Annotated in this window: 11 protein-coding genes; 6 read left to right on the top strand and 5 right to left on the bottom strand. The window is 63.5% G+C overall.

Going from position 1 to position 17,108, the window contains the following annotated elements:
- Positions 1 to 324: 324 nt before the first annotated feature.
- Positions 325 to 3,078, bottom strand: coding sequence for a phosphoenolpyruvate carboxylase (locus tag DF196_RS00330; protein WP_109055951.1), 2,754 nt, complete (start codon positions 3,076 to 3,078; stop codon positions 325 to 327).
- Positions 3,079 to 3,375: 297 nt separating this feature from the next.
- Between DF196_RS00330 and DF196_RS00335 the strand changes: the two genes are divergently transcribed.
- Together DF196_RS00335 and DF196_RS00340 are read left to right on the top strand one after the other, a co-directional pair.
- A complete protein-coding gene (locus tag DF196_RS00335; RefSeq protein ID WP_421728437.1) occupies positions 3,376 to 5,205 on the top strand; it encodes a threonine/serine exporter family protein in 1,830 nt (609 codons plus the stop codon).
- A gap of 290 nt (positions 5,206 to 5,495) precedes the next feature.
- Complete coding sequence (locus DF196_RS00340; RefSeq protein ID WP_109055953.1) at positions 5,496 to 7,136, top strand: sodium/proline symporter; 1,641 nt, start codon at positions 5,496 to 5,498, stop codon at positions 7,134 to 7,136.
- A 345-nt stretch (positions 7,137 to 7,481) separates the two neighbouring features.
- Here DF196_RS00340 and DF196_RS00345 read toward each other — a convergent pair whose 3' ends face one another.
- Entirely contained in the window at positions 7,482 to 8,465 is a 984-nt protein-coding gene (locus DF196_RS00345; protein ID WP_109055954.1) for a hypothetical protein, read from the bottom strand.
- Positions 8,466 to 8,685: 220 nt separating this feature from the next.
- Between DF196_RS00345 and DF196_RS00350 the strand changes: the two genes are divergently transcribed.
- Complete coding sequence (locus tag DF196_RS00350) at positions 8,686 to 10,209, top strand: amidohydrolase (protein ID WP_109056021.1); 1,524 nt, start codon at positions 8,686 to 8,688, stop codon at positions 10,207 to 10,209.
- 387 nt (positions 10,210 to 10,596) lie between these two features.
- Here the strand turns inward: DF196_RS00350 and trpS are convergent, their stop codons facing one another.
- A complete protein-coding gene (gene trpS, locus DF196_RS00355) occupies positions 10,597 to 11,688 on the bottom strand; it encodes a tryptophan--tRNA ligase (protein ID WP_109055955.1) in 1,092 nt (363 codons plus the stop codon).
- Positions 11,689 to 11,821: 133 nt separating this feature from the next.
- Here trpS and DF196_RS00360 point away from each other — a divergent pair, with 133 nt between their 5' ends.
- Positions 11,822 to 12,214, top strand: a complete 393-nt coding sequence (locus tag DF196_RS00360) for a DUF3073 domain-containing protein (RefSeq protein WP_109055956.1) — start codon at positions 11,822 to 11,824, stop codon at positions 12,212 to 12,214.
- A gap of 108 nt (positions 12,215 to 12,322) precedes the next feature.
- Here the strand turns inward: DF196_RS00360 and DF196_RS00365 are convergent, their stop codons facing one another.
- On the bottom strand, positions 12,323 to 12,757 hold the full coding sequence (locus DF196_RS00365) for a sterol carrier family protein (RefSeq protein ID WP_109055957.1): 435 nt from the start codon (positions 12,755 to 12,757) through the stop codon (positions 12,323 to 12,325).
- Between the two features lie 313 nt (positions 12,758 to 13,070).
- Between DF196_RS00365 and DF196_RS00370 the strand changes: the two genes are divergently transcribed.
- A complete protein-coding gene (locus DF196_RS00370) occupies positions 13,071 to 15,518 on the top strand; it encodes a glycogen/starch/alpha-glucan phosphorylase (protein ID WP_170114946.1) in 2,448 nt (815 codons plus the stop codon).
- Between the two features lie 421 nt (positions 15,519 to 15,939).
- On the opposite strand, the gene DF196_RS00375 is transcribed toward DF196_RS00370, so the two are convergent.
- A complete protein-coding gene (locus DF196_RS00375) occupies positions 15,940 to 16,161 on the bottom strand; it encodes a hypothetical protein (RefSeq protein ID WP_170114947.1) in 222 nt (73 codons plus the stop codon).
- A 124-nt stretch (positions 16,162 to 16,285) separates the two neighbouring features.
- Between DF196_RS00375 and DF196_RS00380 the strand changes: the two genes are divergently transcribed.
- On the top strand, positions 16,286 to 17,023 hold the full coding sequence (locus DF196_RS00380; protein WP_109056022.1) for a rhomboid family intramembrane serine protease: 738 nt from the start codon (positions 16,286 to 16,288) through the stop codon (positions 17,021 to 17,023).
- Positions 17,024 to 17,108: the final 85 nt, after the last annotated feature.

Consider the following 17,108-nt stretch of genomic DNA (forward strand, 5'->3'; position numbering starts at 1 on the left):
GTCAGGGGAGCTGTCGGCGAAGCCGACTGAGGGGTAGTAGGGCGAACAGCCCGTAGGTTGTGGGGAACGCGGTATCAAGCCATAGTCCGATACCGACTACCGAATGAGCCCTGTTGCGTGATGATGCTTGTTATTCACGCAACAGGGCTCATTCGGCTTTAGAAAAAGGAACCCCCGCTGGGCCGCGGGGGTACTGTATTGCTGCGGTTTTTGCGTGCGCAAAGCTACTACGCAAAAACCTTGCTACGTTTGCGGTGGTGAAGTCCACCAGACTTCACCACCTGGTGCTTTGCAGCGCTAGCTGCAAAGCACCAGACGCAAACGTCAGCCCGTGTTCTGCAGGCCGGCGGCGACGCCCGAAACGGTGCAGAGGATCAGATAGATGAATCCTGCCTGCTGGCTTTGCGAGAGCTCTTCCTTGTCCACCTTCTTGCGCAGGGACTTGAGGGCGAGCACCTGGGTGAGCGAAAGCGCGTCCACGTACGGGGAGCGGATGCGGATGGCCTGGCCGAGCACGTGACGGTGCTGCAACGGCCACTTGTCGCCGACGATGTCGAGCACCCACTTGCGGGTGAGCTCCATCTCGTTCAGCACCTTCTCGTTGAGGTCCTCACGGTCGCCCAGGGCGAGGTACATCTTGGCGATGCGCTCATCCGTCTTGGCGATGGACATCTCGATGTTGTCGATGAAGGTGGAGAACAGCGGCCATTCCTCATACGCCTCGCGCAGGGTCTTGAGGTCGCCGAACTTCTCGCACGCGGTGCCCAGGCCGTACCAGGCAGCCAGGTTGATGCGTGCCTGAGCCCAGGAGAAGATCCACGGAATCGTACGGAGGTCGTCCAGGGACTTGGCGCCCAGGCCGCGCTTGGCCGGGCGGGAGCCGATCGGTAGCAGACCGATTTCGGTCAGCGGCGTCACGGTGGAGAACCACTGGGCGAAGTCCGGCGTGTGCAGCAGGTCGAGGAAGCGCTCGTGAGCGGCCTCGTCCAGCTGGTGCGCCATGTTGGCGTACTTCTCGGTCATGTCCGTGTTGCGCTTCTCCACGCTCGGGGCGGACTGCAGCAGGGTCGCCGCGGCCACGGATTCCACGTGGCGGATGGCGAGCACCGGGTTGCCGTAGCGGGCGAAGATGACCTCGCCCTGCTCCGTGAGCTTGAAGCGGCACTTGACGGAACCGACCGGCTGGGCCAGCACCGCACGGTTGGCCGGGCCGCCACCACGACCGACGGCGCCGCCGCGGCCATGGAACAGGGTCAGGTCGATGTTGTGCGATTCGGCCCACTTGGCGATGCGCTCCTGAGCGGAGTGCAGGGCCAGCGTGGCGGAGGTCGGGCCGGCGTCCTTCGAGGAATCGGAGTAGCCGAGCATGACCTCGAGCTTGTTGCCGGTGGCCTTCAGACGAGCCTGGACCTCGGGGATCTTGATCATTTCCTCGAGCACGTCCACCGAGTTCTGCAGATCCTCGAGCTGCTCGAACAGCGGGATCACGTCGATGACCGGCACGTCCTCCGGATGGGCGAAGGCCAGACGGTTGAGCTCGTAGACGTCCTTGATGTTCTGGGCGCTCTTGGTGAAGGAGATGATGTAGCGGCGGGCGGCCTTCTGGCCGTTGCGCTTCTGGATGGAACCGAGGGCGCGGAAGGTGTCGAGCACCTCGTGCGTCATCGGCTGCAGTTCGCCGCGCTCGCCGTGCAGGCCGTGCTCGCGGATATCCGCAAGGGCGCGGGAGTGCACCACGGAGTGCTGGCGGAACTCCATCTCCACCATGTGGAAGCCGAAGGTCTCGGCCTGCCAGATGAGGTCCTGCAGCGGTCCGTAGGCGGAACGCTTGGCGCCCGCATCGGCCAGGGACTTCTGCACGGTCTTCAGATCGGCGATGAAGTCGTCGCAGGTGTGGTACATCAGGTCGGCGTCACGCTCGATGGTGTAGTGCAGGCGATCGGCGATCACCAGCATTACGGCGCGGTGCAGCTCCTTGGTGGAGATCAGGGCGGCCTTGTCGGTCAGGCGCTCGCTCATCTCCTTCTGGTGGCTCCACAGCACCTTGAGATCGGCGCTCGGCGGCGTGGTCTCAGCTTCCATGGTGAGGTTGCGGCCCACGGTGCGCGTGGCTTCCTCAAGGGCGGCCAGCACGTGGTCGGAGAACTTGCGCGCCACCTGACGGCTCACCTTGGCGGTGACGTTCGGGTTGCCATCGCGGTCGGAGCCGATCCAGCTGCCCGGGTGGAAGAACGCGGGGCAGACGGGCTCGACCAGACCGGCCTTATCGCCCAGGACCCAGTCGTCGAAACGACGGTAGACCTGGGGGATGGTGTGGAAGAGCGTGTTGTCGAAGATGTCGAGAATCGTGTCCGCTTCCTCGACCGGGGTCGGCTTCTTCAGCGCGATCGGGGAGGTGCGGAACAGGGCGTCGATCTCGTTGTAGAGACGACGGCAGTTCTCCTTGCGGTCCGAGCCGCCGAGGCTGTTGTGCACGGTGAGCAGTTCGGAGATGCGGCGGATCTTGCCCTCCACGGCCTTACGACGGGCCTCGGTGGGGTGGGCGGTGAAGACGGGGTGGAACTCCAGACGGTCGAGCAGCTCCTTGGCCTTGGCCGGACCCGTCTCGTTGATGAGCTGGTGGTAGGCCACGGTGAGCTCGTTGATCGGGTCCACGGCGCTGTCCTCGGTCACCTCGTTCTCACGCTGGTGAAGGACGGAAACGCGGTAGTTCTCCTCGGAGAGGTTCGCCAGATGGAAGTAGGTGGCGAACGCGCGGGCGAGCAGCTGGGCGTCGTGCAGGGTCATGTTGTCGATGACCTCGACGGCCGCCTTCAGCCCGTCATGTCCGGGGTTCGGGTCCGTCATGCCGCCGAAGTGCTCGGCGCTGGCCTCCACCGCGTAGTTGCGCACGGTGTCGAACGTGGAGAGCAGTTCGGGGTTGTATTCGCCCAGCACGTCGCGCAGGATCCGCAGACACAGATCCATGTCGTACTTGAGCTTTGCGGGAAGATCATGCTCCTCCGGGCCCTTTCGTCCGGTCCCGGTGGTGACGATGGCAGCGTCAGCCGGAGTGATCTGTTCTTCGGATGTTGCCATATAACCTCCTTTGCTGAATATCAGGTTGCTCGGTCTACCGGTCGCCCGCGGCTCCTCCGCGGTTGTTGAGGCCGGTCGTTGCGAGCCCACAGCCTGTATCCAACGTGGTTGTTTACGCGCTACAGTGTATCGCCGCCCAATCACCACTTACGTTACGAAGTCCATTTTTCGCCGTTTTCCGGTCGATTGCGCGCGGTAGTAATGGAGAACGTGAGTGAGAGCCAACATCAAGAGGACCATAAGGAGCACGGCGCCATCGCCGTCTCGCACTTCCATACCCACTCCATTCCGCTGGACATGGAGGACATCGAGCGCGACTGGGACAAGCCCATCGCCGAAGCCGGCATCGCGGCCAAGGCCAGCGTGATCGTGCGCGTGGGCCTGCTGGACCTGTCGGCCGGCACCGGATCGTTCCGCGTGCGCGAGATGATGCACCGCATCGCCTACCCGCTCGGCGTGCACGTGCGCGCCGACGTGAACCTCACGGACATCGAGGCCGCCTGCACGGACGGCAAGGATCGCATCACGGAGGTCATCGACCTGCCGAGCACCGGCGTCAACACCGAACGCATCTGGCTGCTGGAGCACTTCGCCGACTGGTTCTCCGTGAACCTGGGCGAGGAGTCGATGTACCACGTGCAGCCCGAGGTCTCCCAGGGGCTCATGCAGCACCTCGACGTGAAGGACGCCTCGCAGGTCTCCGCCGACCTCTCCAGGCAGCTGCGCAAGGAGGAGAAAGAGGAGAAAGCCGCCTCCCGCCCCGGGCAGGACGCCGTACTCGACGCCCTCGAGGACGCCAGCCGTCACAACGACCCCGGCGACCCGCGCGCGCACCAGCTGCACGTGCACGAGACCGATTGGTCGCAGTCCGCGATGGCCCAGTCGCTCGCCGCCCGCGCCGTCGACGAACAGGCCCGCGAGGCCGAACAGGCCGCGGAACAAGCGGCCGAGACGCGGCGCACGCCGGCATCGGACGCGATGGAATCGGACTTCCCCGACCACGCTGCCGGAGCTTCCGACAAGCCATCGCGCCGCCTCGGTGCCAAGGCGTCGAAGGCCGCGAACCGCAAGCCTCCGAAGGAGTACGCCGAACACTTCGACCATCTCGACGGCGCCTCCGCGAACGGCAACGGCGGCCACGGCATCACCGTGAGGCAGGCCCACCAGCGCCTCGACATGATCGAGCATCGCAAGCCCCTGTACTCGCCGGCCTTCGCGGGACTGGCTTCCGCCATCGCCTGCGCATCCTTCGTGTTCCTGCTCGGCGGTGGCCCGTACGACATGATCGGCGCATTCGTGGGTGCCGGACTCGGCCACTGGCTGCGCCGCCTGCTGTTCAAGCGGCACCTCAACCAGTTCTTCGTCACCTTCGTGTGCGTCGCCCTGGCGGCGCTCGCCTGCACCGGCACGCTGCGCCTCATCGGCCTGTTCGACCCGATAGCCTTGCAGCACGACACCGCTTACATCGGCGCCATGCTGTTCGTCATCCCCGGCTTCCCGCTCATCACCAGCGGCCTGGACATGGCCAAGATCGACTTCCCCTCCGGCATCCAGAGACTGACGTACTTCCTGTGCATCGTGCTCATGGCCACGCTTGCCGGCTGGATGGTGGCCTCGATCGTGCATCTCAACCCGACCGGATTCGAGCCGCTCGGCCTCAACGTGTGGGTGAACGGCGCGCTGCGCTTCGTGTTCGCGTTCCTCGGGGTCTGGGGCTTCTCCGTGATGTTCAACTCGCCGCAGCGCATGTGCCTCGTCGCCGCGATCATCGGTGCCATCACCGATACGCTGCGACTGGAGATCGTCGATGTGGGCGTGCCCGCCGAGGCCGGCGCGTTCATCGGCGCGCTGCTTGCGGGCCTGCTCGCCACCGCGTGGCGCTCGTCCGTGCGTAAGGGCTGGCTCGCGCCGCACTTCGGCTACCCGCGTATCTGCCTGACCGTACCGTCCATCGTGATCATGGTGCCCGGTCTGTATATGTACCAGGCCATGTTCCACTTGGGTTCGTTCGATACGCTGACCGCGCTCGACTGGGCGTTCAAGGCGTTCATGGTCATCATCTGCCTGCCGATCGGCCTGGCCATGGCCCGCGTGATCACGGACAAGTCCTGGCGCTACGACATCTGACGTTGCATGTGGCGTCATTTCCGGCGCCACACTGCGCCATATTGCGCCGCACGCCGCCACACTCTGAGACATAATCGTTCCATTTACGCCGCTTTGTCCTTGCGTTCCGGAAAGGTCGGCCACAGAGGAAGATTTCTGAAGGCTCTCCGATCAGGTCATGACGGCGGCTATCCCCGTGACTTGTCCCCCTGACTACCCCGCAGTCAGCTGATACTGCACTGATGGTTCCCCAACACAAGGGAGCCGAAGCGCAACAGACGGAGCCATCCCATTGACGTAAGGCGGTTAGCGTGGCGAACGATTTCTGGATTCTGCTGGCCATGGTCATCTACTTCGCGGCCATGCTGTCCATCGGATTCGTGTATTCCAAGCGGTCCAACTCCTCCTCCAAGGAGTACTTCGCGGGCGGCCGCGGCGTGGGGCCGTGGCTCACCGCCCTGTCCGCCGAGGCCTCGGACATGTCCGGCTGGCTGCTCATGGGCCTGCCCGGCCTTGCCTACTTCACCGGCGCCGCCGACCCGCTGTGGACCGCGCTGGGCCTGGCCATCGGCACCTATCTCAATTGGAAGATCGTGGCCCGGCGACTGCGCCGCTATTCGGTGGTGGCCGGCGACTCCATCACCATCCCGGACTTCTTCGCCAAGCGCTTCCACGATACCAAGGGCGTGATCTCCACCATTGCCGCCGTCATCATCCTTGTGTTCTTCAGCGTGTACGTGGGCAGCTGCTTCGTAACCGTGGGCAAGCTGTTCGCCGCGCTTTTCGGCTTCGACTACCACCTCATGATGATCCTGGGCGCGTTGGTGGTGTTTGTCTACACCGTGGTGGGCGGCTACCTGTCCGTGGTCATGACCGACTTCATTCAGGGCCTGCTCATGTTCTTCGCGCTCGCCGTGGTGTTCATCGGCACTGTGGCCAACGCGGGCGGCATCGGCAACACCGTGGCCTTCCTCCAGTCCATTCCTGGCTTCCTGTCCGGTACGCAGGTGGCAGCCCCGAAACTCGATCCGGAGACCGGCCGCCAGCTGATCGAGGCCGGTCGCGCAGTGTTCGGCCAGCCGTCCGAGTACGGCATCATCACCATCGTCTCCATGCTGGCTTGGGGCCTGGGCTACTTCGGCATGCCACAGGTGCTTGTGCGCTTCCTGTCCATCCGCAGCGTGGAGGAGGTGCGCAAGTCCCGCATCATCGCCACCCTGTGGTGCGTGCTCTCGCTGGCCAGCGCCGTGTGCATCGGCCTGGTGGGCCGCGCCATGATGCCCACCGAGCTGCTGACCGCCACGGACGCCGAAACCATCTTCATCGTGCTGGCCCAGACCTTGCTGCCGAGTTTCGTGTGCGGCGTGGTGGTCTCCGGCATCTTCGCCGCGTCGATGAGCTCCAGCTCCTCGTACATGATCATCGGCGCATCCGCCATGGGCGAGAACATCTTCCGCGGCCTGTTCCATCGGAAGGCCACGGATCGTCAGGTGATGATCGTGGCCCGCGCGACCCTCGTGGTGATGTTCCTATTCGGCTGCCTTGTGGCCTACGACCAGAACTCCTCCATCTTCCAGGTGGTCTCCTACGCCTGGGCCGGCCTGGGCGCCTCGTTCGGCCCGCTCATGCTGTGCGCCCTCTACTGGCGCCGCGCCAACAAGGCCGGTGCGGTGGCCGGCATGCTCTCCGGCACGGCCACGGTGCTCATCTGGCACAACCTCATGAAGCCGCTGGGCTGCATCTTCGCCATCTACGAACTGCTGCCCGCGTTCCTCATCTCGCTGCTGTTCATCGTGGTGGTCTCGCTCATCACCGAGCCGCCGAGCGAACGTATGCTCTACGAGTTCGACCATTACATGGACGACCCGCTGCCCGGCTCCCTGCCCTCCGGCTCCGTGCTGGTGAACGAGCCGATGGAGGCCATGGAGGCCGAAGTCCGCGGCGAGAAGTGAGGCCCTTTCCGAACCTTCGGGCAGGTTTTCCGCCCGTGTTCGTCGGTAGTGCTGCCTAACTCGCTTACAAGGGGCTGATTGGCCTGCTCTGGAACGTCTATCTGCGTTACGAGGGGCTGCTGCGCGAGTATGCGACGTGAATAAACCGCATGATTCCGATGGCGGGTATAGCCGTATGCATCGTGTATGCCGTTTCAGGAGCCCCTTGTAACGCAGATAGACGTTCCGGGCTCTGGAAATCAGCCCCTCGTAAGCGAGTTAGCGGACGGTTCGCGGAAAATACGCGCGGATCACAGGGTGCGATTGCGGTCTGACGCGACGCACCGCAAGGCGTATGACGTTGCATCAGCGAATCATTGGATTCGCGGGAAGCAGCGGCGTGAAGTTCAGCCGTTCGTAGAGCGGCGCTCGCTTGACGGTCCTTGCGTCGCATATTTGCCGGATTGTTTTGCGCGGTGTGAGCTGGATGGCCTTCCCCGTGACCTCGTGCATCTTCTCCGCGATTCGGCGTGCGAAAGCTTCCTCGTCGTCCTCATGCCCCAGATCCAATTTGGTGACCTGGATGTATTTCCATTGGGCGTCTTCGATGGTCTGACGGCGTCTCACATCATTGAGCCATTGCCCGGCGTGGTGTGAACCCTCGTATTCGATGCAGATTTTGAATTCCGGATACGCAAGGTCGAGATAGAGGGGTTTGGCGCTGCGGCCCGCGAATATGGGGTAATTGACCTGTGGCATGTCAAGCCCATATCGCGGTGGCACCAGACGTGTGCGGGTTTCCATCGAGGAATCGGTGCCGCTGCGTGCCAGGAGCAGGGCGCGGCGGCAGTTGTTGTATCCACGGAACAGGCGTGTGCCGGCCCCTGTGGCCTTGGACTCCTGTACTCGCCGGTATGCGTTATCCAGATACAGCGTGAGGTCGTCGGTGGTGGTCCGTCGCAGTCGTTTGTCCCGGCGCATCATGGAGTCTGCCAGCACGACGAGTTCCTCAAGACCCAGATAGGAAGAGAACATGGCCCACGTGCAAGGTGCCGATGTGCAGACGAATTGGCCGTCGACGATGATTGTGTCGATCGGGAACGGCCATACCGCTGCGGCGAGTCCTTCCACGTGACGTTTGGCATTGGCATGCGGAACCGCGACCATCACCGATTGCGTGATTCGGCGATGCCTGTGCGGGATGCGCGGCATTTCGACGGAAAGCAGTTCAAGCGCTGTCGTCAGGGCATAGGGAGGCCGCCAGGCGCTGCGCCGCTGGATAGCGGCGCAGACGTCCATGCGCTGATATTTCAGCATGGTCAATTCCGTCAATGCGATTGAGTTGCCCATAAGCATCACCCCTTCGTGCTGTGTGCGGCATCGTGCGTTCGAGTCTAGAGCCATGCAGCCATGGCTGGCTAGTGCCTTGCTGAAGCGGTGGATAAATGTGGATAACACGGTGGATAACTTGGTCTCTGGGAGGCCTTGCCGCACATGCCGAACTACCGGTCGACAATGCCCTCGGCTCATACTGAGCACGATGGGTCTCCACCGACTTGGCGGTGGCATGATGGCAGGTATGAATAACTCGGTGCGTATTGCCAATGCCGGTGTCCCCGGTGCTCAGACCCGTGTCGATATCGTCCTGCAGGACGGGAAGGTCGCGTTCGTCAGCCCGACCGGTTCGGTCGGGAGAGAACCGGCTGCCGAAACCACCATCGACGCCGATGGGCTCTGGGCCATCCCCGGCCTGTGGGATTGCCACACGCACTTCACGCAATGGTCGAAGACGCTGGGCCGGCTGGATTTGATCAATGCCCGCTCGGCGTCCGAGGCGATGGCGATGTTGCGCGCCCACCTCGATGAGCGTCGCGCCGCCGGAACGCTCGACCCTGACGCCTTCGTGGTGGGCATGCGATTCCGCCACTCCCTGTGGTCCGACGACGAACAGCCCACGCTTGCCGCCATCGATGCGGTGACCGGCGACCAGCCGGTGGCCCTCTCCAGCGCGGACATGCACTGCGGCTGGGTGAATTCCGCGGCTGCGCGGCGATTGGGTGTGCATGTGGACGAGCGCACCGGGCTCGTGGGCGAGCTCGAATGGTTCGACGCCTACACCCAGTTCGACAAGGCGCCCGGCGCCGCCGAGGAGACCGACCGACTGCTGCGCGAGGCCGAGCGGGATGCGGTCGCCAAAGGCATCGTCGGCATCCGCGATTACGAGATGGCCGAGAACATCAATACGTGGATCGGCCGTTTCGCGGCCGGCATCAACCGGCTGCGTGTGGACGCCGGCGTATACCCCGAACGCATGCAGGACGCCATCGACGCCGGATGGCATACCGGCAAGACCCTGCCCGGCAGCAACGGACTGGGCCGCGTCGGTGCCATGAAACTCATCTCGGACGGCTCTCTCAACACACGCTCCGCCTATTGCTCCACCCCGTATTCGGGCATCGAACCCGCAACTTACGGCACCCTGAGCTACACGCCACAGGAAATCGAGGAGTACATGCGGCTCGCCACCGCGCACGGCTTCGACATCGCCTGCCATGCCATCGGCGACGAGGCGAACACCATCGTGCTGAATGCGGCGGAAGCCACCCATGCGCACGGATCCATCGAGCACGCGCAGATGCTCAAGCCCGTGGATATCCCGCGATTCGCCCAGCTGGGGCTTACGGCCAGCATCCAACCTCAGCATGCGATGGACGACCGTGACGTCGTCACCCGCTTCTGGGCCAATCCCGCCGGCATCCCGTACCCGTTCCGCTCGCTGTATGACGCGGGGGCGAAGCTGCGCATGGGCTCGGACGCGCCCGTCGCCCCGCTCGACCCGTGGCTGGCGATTTCCGCCGCGGTCTTCGGCACCGAAAACTCGTCCCGCGATCCGTTCCAGCCGGAGCAGTGCCTGCCGGTCGAAGTCGCACTGGCGGCCTCGACCGCTGCGGGCCGAGATCGTCTCGAAGCCGGCGCCCCCGCGGACGTCGTGCTCCTGGACGCGGACCCGTACGCCCAGACCACGCCTGAGGCCATGCGCGCCATGCCCACCCATGTAGCGATGACGTTCGTGGCCGGCACCCGTGTCCACTGAGACCCGATCCGTGGAACAGCACGGCTGATGTAGTCTGGCCCAATCGCTATCTGCGTTACAAGGGGCTGATTGGGCTTCATCAGGACATCTATCTGCGTTACGAGGGGCTCCGCTCAGCGTAGATACAGTCCCCCAACGGCGGAATATCGATGTATGGGCGGTTCGGACACCCCCGATTAACCGGTTGCGCAGCCCCTTGTAACGCAGATAGGTATCCCAGCCCCCGCAAATCAGCCCCTCGTAACGCAGATAGGATTCCCGCAGGTGTTGTGAAGGGGTTCATTTTGTGTTGGGCGTGCAAAAAGGCTGTGTGCCGCATCCCCGAGAGAGATGCGGCACACAGCCTTACACGTATTTAAACGTACGGTCCGAAAGGCCGGGCAGAACTCAGTACTTCATGCCCATGGCCTCGCGCACCTGGTCGAGGGTTTCCTCGGCGATGGCGTTGGCGCGCTTGTTGCCGTCCTCCAGCACGTCGCGGATGTAGTCCATATCCTTGGCCAGTTCGGCGCGACGTTCGCGGTGCGGGGCCAGGAAGTTGTTCACGGACTCGATCACGTATGCCTTCAGGGCGCCGGCGCCGGCATCGCCGATCTCCTCGGCGATTTCCTTCGGGTCGCGGCCGGTCACCAGTCCGGCGGTGGTCAGCAGGGCGGAGACCTGCGGGCGGGCGATCGGGTCGAACGTGATTTTGCGCTCGGAATCGGTCGGGCTCTTCTTGATGAGCTTGGCGGTCTCCTCGGCGGTGGCGCCCAGCATGATGGAGTTGCCGTAGGACTTGCTCATCTTGCGACCGTCGAGGCCCGGAATCTCCGGGGCGTCGGACAGGATGGCGGCCGGTTCCGGGAACACCGGGTGCTTCTTGGCGTAACGCTCGTTGAAGCGGCGGGCGATGGTGCGCGTGATCTCAATGTGCGGCAGGTTGTCCTTGCCGACCGGCACCACGTTGGCCTTGCAGAAGAGGATGTCGCACGCCTGGTGCACCGGGTAAGTGAGCAGCAGGCCGGTCAGCGCGTGGCCGGAGGCCTCCATCTCGGACTTCACGGTCGGGTTGCGGTGCAGCTCGGCCTCGGTCACGAGGGAAAGGAACGGCAGCAGCAGCTGGTTCTCGGCCGGTACGGCGGAGTGCGCGTAGATCATGGTCTTCTTCGGGTCGATGCCGGCGGCCATGTAATCCAGCACGAGGTTCAGCACGTTCTCCTGGATGTGCTCGGTGGTGTCGCGGTCGGTGATCACCTGGTAGTCCGCGATGATGATGTTGGAGTGCACACCCTTGTTCTGCATGGCCACGCGCTCCTTGATGGAACCGAAGTAGTGGCCGAGGTGCAGACGGCCGGTCGGGCGGTCGCCGGTGAGCATCGTGAACTTGCCCGGCTCGGCTTCGAGCTTGGCGAGCGTCTCGTCCGAACGCTTCTTGGCGGCGAGGAAGCTCGCGCTCATCTCATTGCCTGCCGCTGTCAATTGCTGCTCGTCGGTCATGCGAAATCCTTTGAAATAGCCTCAAATAAACGCTTTTTATGGTAAAAGTGTGAGCCGACAACGAACAAGCCGCAAACAAGTGGTACTCTCATAAGTTGATGAATCGAACAGCACAGTAATCGCAGGGGGTCGCATGGGCCGCGGACGTCAGAAAGCCAAGCAGCAGAAAATAGCCCGTAAGCTCAAGTATCTGACTACCGATACCGATTATGACGAGCTGGCCAAGGAACTGAGCGAGCAGGAGCCGGGAGTGGGGTCTCCCGATCCGTTCGCCGACATCGAAGCCAAGTATGCTCACGATGTGGACGCCGATCATGAGACGTCCGCTGCGGATGCCGTTTCCGAACCGGCCGCTCCGGTCGCGGACGATGATCTTGATGAATACGCCAAGTGGGCCGCCGAGGCCGCCGCGAAGGCGACGAGCGGCGAATTCCCGAAGACCACGGCCAAGCCGGCCGCACTGCACAAGCCCATCCCGATGCCGAAGCCGCGCCCGATTCCGAGCGCTCTCAAGCCGAAGCAGTGATTGGTTTTGCCGATTGACGGCGCTCGCGCAGTCGCCGTTTCCATACTTTCTAGGCGTCCGCTCAGTGCGGGCGCCTTTTCGTTGCCTGCGGCAGGGCGGCGATCGCTCTCAGGCCAGCGGCAGCAGGTCGCTCAGGTCGTCGCGTTCGCCGACGGCGCTGATGTGTCCGGCGTCCTTTTCCTCCGCCCAGTCCGTGATGCCGCAGGCCAGCCGTAGCCAGACTTCCGGGTCCAGTTCGATGACGTCCGGCGGCGTGAGGTTGTGCGGGTCCGATTCCGGACCGTCCAGGATCTTGACGGCTCCCCACGGTGCCACGCGCACCTCCACACCCGGCCCGGGCGCGCGGCATTCCAGCAGGAACAGCGAGTAGCGCACGGCCATCGCCCATACGTTGCGCGGCAGTTCGGGGCGGACGGCAAGGCGGGCGGTGGCGCTGCCGGAGTCATCGATGCCGACGGCGTTCACCGTCTCCCGCGCGGCCTCGGCCCAACGCTTGAACGCCTCGCGTCCGCGAGGCAGGTCCCTTTCCAAAATCACAGCCATGCCCCCATCTTCGCACGATGGCGTGCGCGATGGTTCCCCGATGACGCCATCGTGGAGGATGTCTCGAATGCCGGAATGTCGCGCGCCTCGGCAGGGGGCATTCCGCAGGCCACGGGGCGCGTATTGCAAACGATGACATCGATGACATACGCGGAGATGCGCAAACTACGTAGGCGTGCTATGCTCCTAATGAGAACGTATGCATAACGCTCTTTTCCAATGCTGTTACGGAGAGTTCATGCCTGCGTTTATGTGGCGATACCTATCTCGCGGCATAATGAAGTCGGGCAACTATCCCGGAAGGAAAGTCAGAATGACCGAAATCACCGCACCCAAGTCTCCTGTCACGGCGGCTCAGTTCGCCGACGAGATTCGCGAGCAACTCAAGTACACCCAGAACGTCACCCCTGAGCAGGCCACCGCGGCCGATGTGTATGTCGCCGCCTCCAAGGCCGTGCGCAACCACCTCGCGGACGCCTGGTTCAAGACCCAGGCCGATACCGTCAACGGCAACACCAAGGCCGTGGGCTACTTCTCCGCCGAGTTCCTTATGGGCAAGCAGCTGGAGAACGCACTGCTCAACGCCGGCCTGACCGAGCAGTTCGACGAGGCCGTCGAGGCCCTTGGCTTCCAGCCGAAGGACATCGTCGACGCCGAGTACGAGCCGGGCCTGGGCAACGGCGGCCTTGGCCGTCTCGCCGCCTGCTTCATCGACTCCCTCGCCTCCCTGGGCGTGCCGGCCTTCGGCTACGGCATCCAGTACAAGTATGGCATCTTCAAGCAGACGTTCGACGAGAACGGCAAGCAGGTGGAGACCCCGGACTACTGGCTGAACAACGAGGAGCCGTGGGGCCACATCGACTACAACCGTGACCAGAAGGTCTCCTTCGGCGGCGAGGTCGTCGAGGAGAACGGCAAGAAGGTGTGGAAGCCGGCCTGGTCCGTGCGCGCCGTGCCGGTCGACTACCTGGTGCCGGGCTACAAGTCCCAGCGTGTGAACACCCTGCGTCTGTGGACCGCCAAGTCCTACGACGAGTTCGATCTGCTCGCCTTCAACCGCTCCGAGTACATGGAGGCCGTCAAGCCGCAGGTCAAGGCCGAGAACATCTCCAAGATCCTCTACCCGGAGGATTCCACCAAGGTCGGCAAGGAGCTGCGTCTCGAGCAGCAGTACTTCTTCGTGTCCGCCTCCCTGCATGACGCCATCCGCGTCTTCTACCCGGGCGAGGCCAAGCCGGATCTGACCACCTTCCCGAACAAGATCACGTTCCAGCTCAACGACACCCACCCGGTCATCGGCATCCCCGAGCTCATGCGCATCCTCATCGATGAGTACGACTACGACTGGGATACCGCCTGGGACATCACCGTCAAGACCTTCAACTACACCTGCCACACCCTGCTGCCGGAGGCCCTCGAGGTCTGGCCGGCCAGCCTGATTGGCGAGCTGCTGCCGCGTCACCTCGAGATCATCGAGAAGATCAACGAGCAGTTCGAGGACGAGCTCAAGGGCAAGGGCATCGCCGATGAGACCATCGAGCGCATGCGCATCTACACCGGCGACTCCGTCCGCATGGCCTACCTGGCCACCTACGGCGGCTCCCACGTCAACGGCGTGGCCGAGCTGCACTCCCAGCTCCTGAAGGACATGACCCTGAAGGACTTCTCCGACGCCTACCCGACCAAGTTCACCAACGTGACCAACGGTGTGACCCCGCGTCGCTTCGTCAAGCTCGCCAACCCGGGCCTGTCCGACCTCATCACCGAGGGTCTGGGCACCGACAAGTGGCTCTCCGATCTCGAGCTGCTGCAGGGCCTGGTCCCGCTGGCCAAGGACGACGAGTTCGTCAAGAAGTTCGCCGCCGTCAAGGCCGCCAACAAGCACGCCTTCGTGGGCTTCGCCAAGGATCACTACGGCATCGACATCGACGAGAACACCATGTTCAACACGATGGTCAAGCGTCTGCACGAGTACAAGCGTCAGGCCCTGAAGATCCTGGCCGTCATCTCCAAGTACGCCGCCATCAAGAACGGCACCGTCTCCGCCGACGAGATCCTGCCGCGCACCGTGTTCTTCGGCGCCAAGGCCGCTCCGGGCTACTACCTGGCCAAGATGACCATCCAGCTCATCAACAACGTCTCCAAGGTCGTCAACAACGATCCGGACGTCAAGGGCAAGCTGGCCGTCCACATGCTGCCGAACTACAACATCGAGATGGCTCAGAACCTGATTCCCGCCACCGAACTGGACGAACAGATCTCCCAGGCCGGCAAGGAAGCCTCCGGCACCGGCAACATGAAGTTCGCCCTCAACGGCGCCCTGACCGTGGGCACCCTGGACGGCGCGAACGTCGAGATCCGCGAGAAGGTCGGCGCCGAGAACTTCTTCCTGTTCGGCATGACCGTCGATGAGGTCGAGAAGCTGTACGCCGACGGTTACGATCCGGCCAAGTACTACGAGGCCGATCCTCGCCTGAAGCAGGCCATCGATCTGGTCGCCAACGGCACCTTCTCCAACGGTGACCGCAACGCCTACGCTCCGCTCGTGGCCGACTGGCTGACCAAGGACTGGTTCATGACCCTGGCCGACTTCTCCGCCTACGCCGACATCCAGGCCGAGATCGAGAAGCTCTACCGCGACCAGCTCGAGTGGAACCGCAAGGCCCTGCTCAACGTGGCCAACTCCGGCTACTTCAGCTCCGACCGCTCCATCGAGGATTACCTCGAGCGCATCTGGCACACCGGCCCGCTCGCCGACTGACGGAGTGTCCGCGGCGTTGCTCCTCGGTCGACGTACCTTCGTACGCCTTCCCTCGGTGCGCCTTGCGGACACACACGTCAGTCGACTCGCTCCGCTCGCCTGACGGCTCGGGACCGGCGCGCCAAATGCGCGCTGGTCCCTGCCTCGCGACTGTCGTCGCTCGGCGTCGCCTACAAACAGTCCACCGGACTGTTTGCTTAACGGCGCCGCACTCTGGCACACCGGCTCGCTCGCCTGAGCATAACCTCGGCTCCCCTCTCTGAGGGGAGCTGTCACCGTAGGTGACTGAGGGGAGTAGCGCTATGTGTGTGGCTCCGCTCAGCAGCTCCCCTCAGAGAGGGGAGCCGGAGTCTGACGGCATACGAAAGCCCCCGCAATCAAATCGGTTGCGGGGGCTTCCTCGTATATAACAGCTGGAAAATCAGGCTTCGGCCGGGGCGGCTTCGGGCTCCTCCTCATCGCCCTTGTCCGCGGCCTTGTTCAGGCCCAGATCCACCGGCGAAGAGCTGTTCTCCCACGGCTCCTCCCACGGATCGTAATCCGGGTTCTGCTGCTTGTAGATGTACAGACCCACCACCGCTGCGAGCAGCGCGCCGAACAGCAGTGCGAAGAACTTCCAACCGTTAGAAGACTTGTTCTCCATGACGGCTCCTTTCCCTAGGGATCGTCTGGTCGGTATGCCCATTCAGACCGACTCTGCTCCCTATTCTAAGTCGGTGTTTGTGTTGATTGGGTGGAATGACATGCGCTCCGATACAGTGGAGCCCATGCGTATGCCTACCAAACAGCAGATTCGATACCAATGGGAACGCGGCGGCCCGGTGGTCACATGGGCACTGATCGTCGCCTGTGTGGCGGTGTGGTTGGTGGAGGTGCTCGCCGGGTTCATCTCGCCGGCGTTGCAGAGCTGGCTGATCGTGCGGGGCATGGCGGCCCCGGCCACGATGGTGCGCGAGCCGTGGACCATCGTCACCTCGATGTTCCTGCACGCGCCGAACTCGATCCTGCACATCCTGTTCAACATGATCGCCCTGTATTCCGTGGGACCCGAACTTGAACGGCTTATGGGCCACTGGCGGTTCCTGGGCCTGTACATGATTTCCGGGCTCGGCGGTGCGCTGGGCCTTATGGCGTGGGGCGTGCTGGCCCCCGGCGGCCAAGGCTGGCAATACGCCGCATACGGCGCTTCGGGCGCACTGTTCGGCCTGTTTGCCGCCCTGCTGGTGGTGTACCGGCGCATCGGTGCCGATATCCGCTCGATGCTGGTGTGGATGGCGGTCAACTTCGCCCTGCCGTTCGTGGTGGGCGGTGTGGCCTGGCAGGCGCATGTGGGCGGATTCGTGGTCGGCGGACTGCTCACCTGGCTGCTGGTGGCCGGATTGAAGCCGTGGCGCTCCAAGAGCCTGAAATGGCGCATGCAGGTGTACGGCTGGGGCGTCACCGTGCTGGTGGTGGCGCTGATTCTGGCCCTCAACACCGCCAACCCGTATGCCGGACTCCTATAAGGGAGACTGTCAACAATCCACGTCCAAGTTATGCACATCGCCGACGCAAGGGATACCGCGGGGTGGGGAATCGAGTTGTGCACAG

Origin of the sequence: Bifidobacterium callitrichidarum (genome assembly GCF_003129905.1) — a bacterium.
Classification (GTDB): Bacteria; Actinomycetota; Actinomycetes; order Actinomycetales; family Bifidobacteriaceae; genus Bifidobacterium; species Bifidobacterium callitrichidarum.

Excerpts from the sequence above, each read along its gene's own strand:
- DF196_RS00370 (WP_170114946.1), top strand. The coding sequence starts at position 13,071 with ATGACCGAAATCACCGCACCCAAGTCTCCTGTCACGGCGGCTCAGTTC.
- DF196_RS00350 (WP_109056021.1), top strand. The coding sequence starts at position 8,686 with ATGGCAGGTATGAATAACTCGGTGCGTATTGCCAATGCCGGTGTCCCC.
- DF196_RS00345 (WP_109055954.1), bottom strand. The coding sequence starts at position 8,465 with ATGGGCAACTCAATCGCATTGACGGAATTGACCATGCTGAAATATCAG.
- DF196_RS00360 (WP_109055956.1), top strand. The coding sequence starts at position 11,822 with ATGGGCCGCGGACGTCAGAAAGCCAAGCAGCAGAAAATAGCCCGTAAG.
- DF196_RS00365 (WP_109055957.1), bottom strand. The coding sequence starts at position 12,757 with ATGGCTGTGATTTTGGAAAGGGACCTGCCTCGCGGACGCGAGGCGTTC.
- DF196_RS00375 (WP_170114947.1), bottom strand. The coding sequence starts at position 16,161 with ATGGAGAACAAGTCTTCTAACGGTTGGAAGTTCTTCGCACTGCTGTTC.
- trpS (WP_109055955.1), bottom strand. The coding sequence starts at position 11,688 with ATGACCGACGAGCAGCAATTGACAGCGGCAGGCAATGAGATGAGCGCG.
- DF196_RS00335 (WP_421728437.1), top strand. The coding sequence starts at position 3,376 with ATGGAGGACATCGAGCGCGACTGGGACAAGCCCATCGCCGAAGCCGGC.
- DF196_RS00330 (WP_109055951.1), bottom strand. The coding sequence starts at position 3,078 with ATGGCAACATCCGAAGAACAGATCACTCCGGCTGACGCTGCCATCGTC.
- DF196_RS00380 (WP_109056022.1), top strand. The coding sequence starts at position 16,286 with ATGCGTATGCCTACCAAACAGCAGATTCGATACCAATGGGAACGCGGC.